The sequence below is a fragment of the Bacillota bacterium genome (assembly GCA_040754675.1).
Lineage (GTDB): Bacteria > Bacillota > Limnochordia > Limnochordales > Geochordaceae > Geochorda.
Genome location: JBFMCJ010000371.1, coordinates 1 through 4,134, shown reverse-complemented (window position 1 = coordinate 4,134; position 4,134 = coordinate 1). Strand labels below are relative to the sequence as shown.

Sequence of the window (4,134 nt, the reverse complement as noted above, 5' to 3'; positions counted from 1 at the left end):
GACCACTCCCGTAGCAATCCCGGCAACGCCTCCCACCAGGCCGAGCAGCCCCGATTCCACCAGGAACTGGGAGAGGATGTCCCGGCGCCTCGCACCGAGCGCCTTGCGCAGGCCGATCTCCCTCGTCCGCTCGACCACCGACACCAGCATTATGTTCATGATGCCAATTCCCCCCACGAGGAGGGAGATGAAGGCAATGCCAGCCAGCATGAGGGTCATGGTCTGGCTCACCTGGCTGACGGTCTCCAGCATCTGGGTCTGATTGAATATCCGGAAAGCGTCCTGGTCCCCCCGGAAGTGCCGCAGCAACCACTCCTCAATCTCGGCCGACAGGAGATCGACGGCTTCTCTGCTCTCCCCCTTCAGGTACACGCTCCTGATACCACGCCCGCCCACCAGGCGCTCTGCCGCAGTGATCGGCACCACCACCTGGTCGTCCTCGGACCCCGCCATGGTCGACCCTCGGGGCGCCAGAACTCCTACCACCAGGAAGCTCTGCCCGTTGAGCGTGATTTCCTGCCCGACGGGGTCGGCCAGGCCGAACAGCTCGCGCGCCACGTTCTGCCCGAGGACCGCTGCTCTCTGGCGGAAAACCACGTCCAAAGGTGAGAGAAACCTGCCGCGCTCCACCTTTACCTCCCGCACCACCTCGTATTCGTGGTCGGTCGCCATCACGGTGCAGTCGTCGTACTTGGTCACCCCGTACTTGGCGGTGGCCTGGGCATTGGCAACCGGCGCGGCTCCCGCAAGGCCGGGCAGGTCAGCTGTAAGCTCGCTCATTTCGGCGTAAGAAAGGGCCGCCTGCGGTCCACGCCCCATAATCCGCACCGTAAGGAGATAAGTACCCAGCGACTCTATCTGCGCCGTCACCCGGTTCCGCGTGCCCTGGCCGACCGCCACCACCCCGATCACCGCCGCCACCCCTATGGCGATACCAAGTGTGGTGAGAAACGACCGCAACTTGTTCCCCAGAACGGTCCTCACAGCCACTCTGAGCGTTTCGGGCAGGCTCACGACCGCCTCACCTCCCGCCATCCTCCAGCAAGCCGTCGCGCAGCCGGAGAACCCTCCCTGCCCGCGAGGCAGCCGCGGGGTCATGGGTGACCATCACCACCGTCCGCCCGGCACGGTTGAGCTGCTCGAAGATGTCCAGGATCTCGGCGCCCGTGCGGGTGTCCAGGTTGCCGGTCGGCTCGTCGGCCAGGATCACTGCCGGATCGCCCACCAGGGCCCGCGCTATCGCCACCCGCTGCTGCTCCCCGCCGGAGAGTTCGTTGGGACGGTGCCCGGCCCGGTCCCGCAGCCCGACGGCCGAAAGAGCCTCCTCAGCCATCCGGCGCCTGACAGCAGCCCTTACGCCCCGGTAGACCAGGGGGAGCTCCACGTTCTCAACCGCGGTGAGCCGCGGCAACAGGTGAAACGACTGGAACACAAAACCGATTTTGCGGTTGCGCAGCCGCGCCAGCTCATCATCACCCAGCGAGGAAACCTCGCTGCCGTCAAGGAAGTAGCGCCCCCCGGTGGGGACGTCCAGGCAGCCCAAAAGGTGCAGCAGGGTGGACTTGCCCGACCCGGACGGCCCCACGACTGCCACGAACTCGCCGGCGGAGATCTCGAAACTGACCCCCCGCAGGGCCTCCACGGCTGCCGGCCCCATGCGGTACACCTTGCGCAGATTCTCCGCGCGTATCATCACCGCCCCACCCCCTGGCGGGGCCGCTCGGGAGAACCGCCAAAGAAAGGCATGGGGCCCATCGCGCCGGGCATCCTCTGGCCGGACTGGGAACCGGAACGCAACGGCACCAGCACGAGGTCGCCTTCCTTCAGGCCCTCGGTTACCTCTGCCACGGTGGCGCTCACCAGACCCACCTTCACACGAACCGGCCTCGCTCCCTGCAGGGACCCGGCTCCACCTCCACCCCGCAAATTGCCCCGCACGCCGGAACCTTCCGGGGCCGGTGCAACCCAGACCCCGTACCCGCCGTCTGCCACCTGAAGGGCTTCAATCGGCACCAGCAGAGCATCCTGCTTGGACGCCACCTTGATCTTGACGTGGCACGTCATTCCCTGCCTGAGCTGCCCCGGCTCGCGCACGACCACCCTAACGTCGTACACACCCACGCCCCCCTCCTGGCGGCCTTCCACGGCCACCTCGGAGACCTCACCCCGGAACTGCTCACCCGGGAACGCGTCCGCCGTGACCACCGCTTCCTGGCCCACCCGCACCTTGGTCACGTCCACCTCGTCCACTTTGACCACGGCCTGAAGGCGCCCCGGATCGGCAAGCGCCGCCACGACGCCACCCTGGCCAACGTACTCTCCTTCCTTCACCGGCAGGCTCGTCACCGTACCAGCACAGGGTGCAACGACTGTCTTGTCCGCAAGTTCCGCCCGCAGCGACTCGACCTCCAGCTGCGCCTGCCTCACCTTCAATTCCTGCAGTGCCACCTGCTCCTCAACATCGTCGCCAGACAGTTCAACCACCACCTCACCGGCCTCCACATGGTCGCCTTCCCTCACCGCCAGCCTGGTCACAACACCCCCAACCTCGGCGAAGATCTCGCGCCCGGGGGGCTCCTGAAGCGTGGACGCCTCTACCGCCCGCACCGATCCACCAGCAGTGTCGACGCGCACCTCAGCCACCATGCCAGGGCGCAGTGCACCGGGATTCTCCAGCAGTACGGAGACCGGAAACAGCACTCCGCCGCTCGCCCCCGCCTGGCCCACCCGACTTACCCGGACAACCGTGCCCGGAACCTCCCATATGTAGTCCGGCACGAACACGGAGGCGGCCTGGCCAACGGAGATGGAGGCGATCTGGGCCCCGGTAAAATGACATGTCACCTCCAGGTGGCGGTCGTCAACAATGCTCGCCACCAGCGACCCCCCGGAAAGGCGCTGGCCCTCCGCCACCCGAAGGCTCACCACCCGCCCCGCAACCGGTGCCCTGACGGTTAGCTTCTGCCGGTTCCTGACCAGAGACTCAAGCTCGCGCCTGGCTTGCTCCAGAGTTACCTCCGCCTTCTCCAGCCTCGCCCTGAGGTCCTCGCTGTCCAGCTCAAGGAGCAGCTGACCCGCCTGTACGCCGTCGCCCTCTCTGACGAGAACCCGCACCACCCGGCCGCCGGTGCCGGCACGCAGCTCCCGGCGGTCGACGGCCTGGAGCACACCGTCCGCACTGGCCACCACCTCAATCGGCCCCCGCCTCACGGCAACCGCGCGATAACCCGCGTCTCCGCCTGCCGGCGAGCTCCGCCTCCCGGCCCACACCCAGCCCGCCGCCCCGATCACCACCACAAGCCCCAGGACCCACCACACCCTCCGGCGACGCCCGAAGGCCCTCACAAATGCGGCCAGACGCGCTTTCCCGCTGCTCACAGGCTGCCACCTTCCCCTCTCTGCTGACATGTTAGTATCGACACCACGACCGCTAGCACGGTTCCTCCTCGCCCGGCTGCCCGGGCCCCCGCGCGGGCCCGGCCACGGGCAACGTGAAGCTGAACTCCGAACCCGCTCCGGGCTCGCTCTCTGCCGCCACGACTCCCCCGTGCGCCTCCACAATCTGCTTCACTATCGCCAGCCCCAGCCCGGCACCGCCGTGCGAGCGGGCACGGGACTTCTCCACCCGGTAGAAACGCTCCCAGATGCGGGGAAGGTCCTCGGCGGGAATCCCCGGGCCCGTGTCCCTCACGCTCACCCTGACCTCCGCCCCCTGCTCCGTGGCGCTGACCTCGATCCGACCCCCCGGGGGTGTGAACTTCACCGCGTTGGAAAGCAGGTTCTCGACTACCTGCTCGATCCGGTCTTCGTTCCCCAGCACGGGCGCCAGGACGCCGGGGATGTCTGCCAGAAGCTCTACCCCCTTCTCGGCCGCCTCGGAGGTAAACCGTGCGGCCACCCGCCTCACCACGGCCCCCACGTCAACCGGCCCCAGCGTCCAGGCGGTGTTGCCCGTCTGCATCAAAGACAGGTCGAGCAGGTCGCGAACAAGACGGCCGAGGCGGACCGCCTCCTCGTGGATGGTGGCCAGGTACCTCCTGCGGGTCTCCTCGTCCTCCACCACGCCGTCCCTGAGAGCTTCCACGAAGCCCTGGATGGAGGTGAGGGGGGTCCTCAGTTCGTGCGAGACGTCGG

Annotated in this window: 4 protein-coding genes; all 4 read right to left on the bottom strand. The window is 67.7% G+C overall.

The annotated features are described in order from the left end of the window. Nucleotides 1-1,035, bottom strand: a 1,035-nt coding sequence (locus AB1609_17055; protein ID MEW6048156.1) for an ABC transporter permease, incomplete at its 3' end; no start/stop codon positions are given. Beyond that, nucleotides 1,022-1,693 carry an ABC transporter ATP-binding protein gene (locus tag AB1609_17050; GenBank protein ID MEW6048155.1) on the bottom strand — a complete coding sequence of 224 codons (672 nt, stop codon included), beginning with the start codon at nucleotides 1,691-1,693 and terminating at the stop codon, nucleotides 1,022-1,024. The genes AB1609_17055 and AB1609_17050, both read right to left, overlap by 14 nt. Continuing rightward, on the bottom strand, nucleotides 1,693-3,378 hold the full coding sequence (locus AB1609_17045) for an efflux RND transporter periplasmic adaptor subunit (GenBank protein MEW6048154.1): 1,686 nt from the start codon (nucleotides 3,376-3,378) through the stop codon (nucleotides 1,693-1,695). Before AB1609_17045 ends, AB1609_17050 begins: the two co-directional genes overlap by 1 nt. A gap of 52 nt (nucleotides 3,379-3,430) precedes the next feature. Then, on the bottom strand, nucleotides 3,431-4,134 hold a 704-nt coding region (locus AB1609_17040), incomplete at its 5' end, for an ATP-binding protein (GenBank protein MEW6048153.1).

What these genes read in the sequence shown, in the direction of transcription:
- AB1609_17050 (MEW6048155.1), bottom strand. Translation starts at nt 1,693, where the DNA reads ATGATACGCGCGGAGAATCTGCGCAAGGTGTACCGCATGGGGCCGGCA.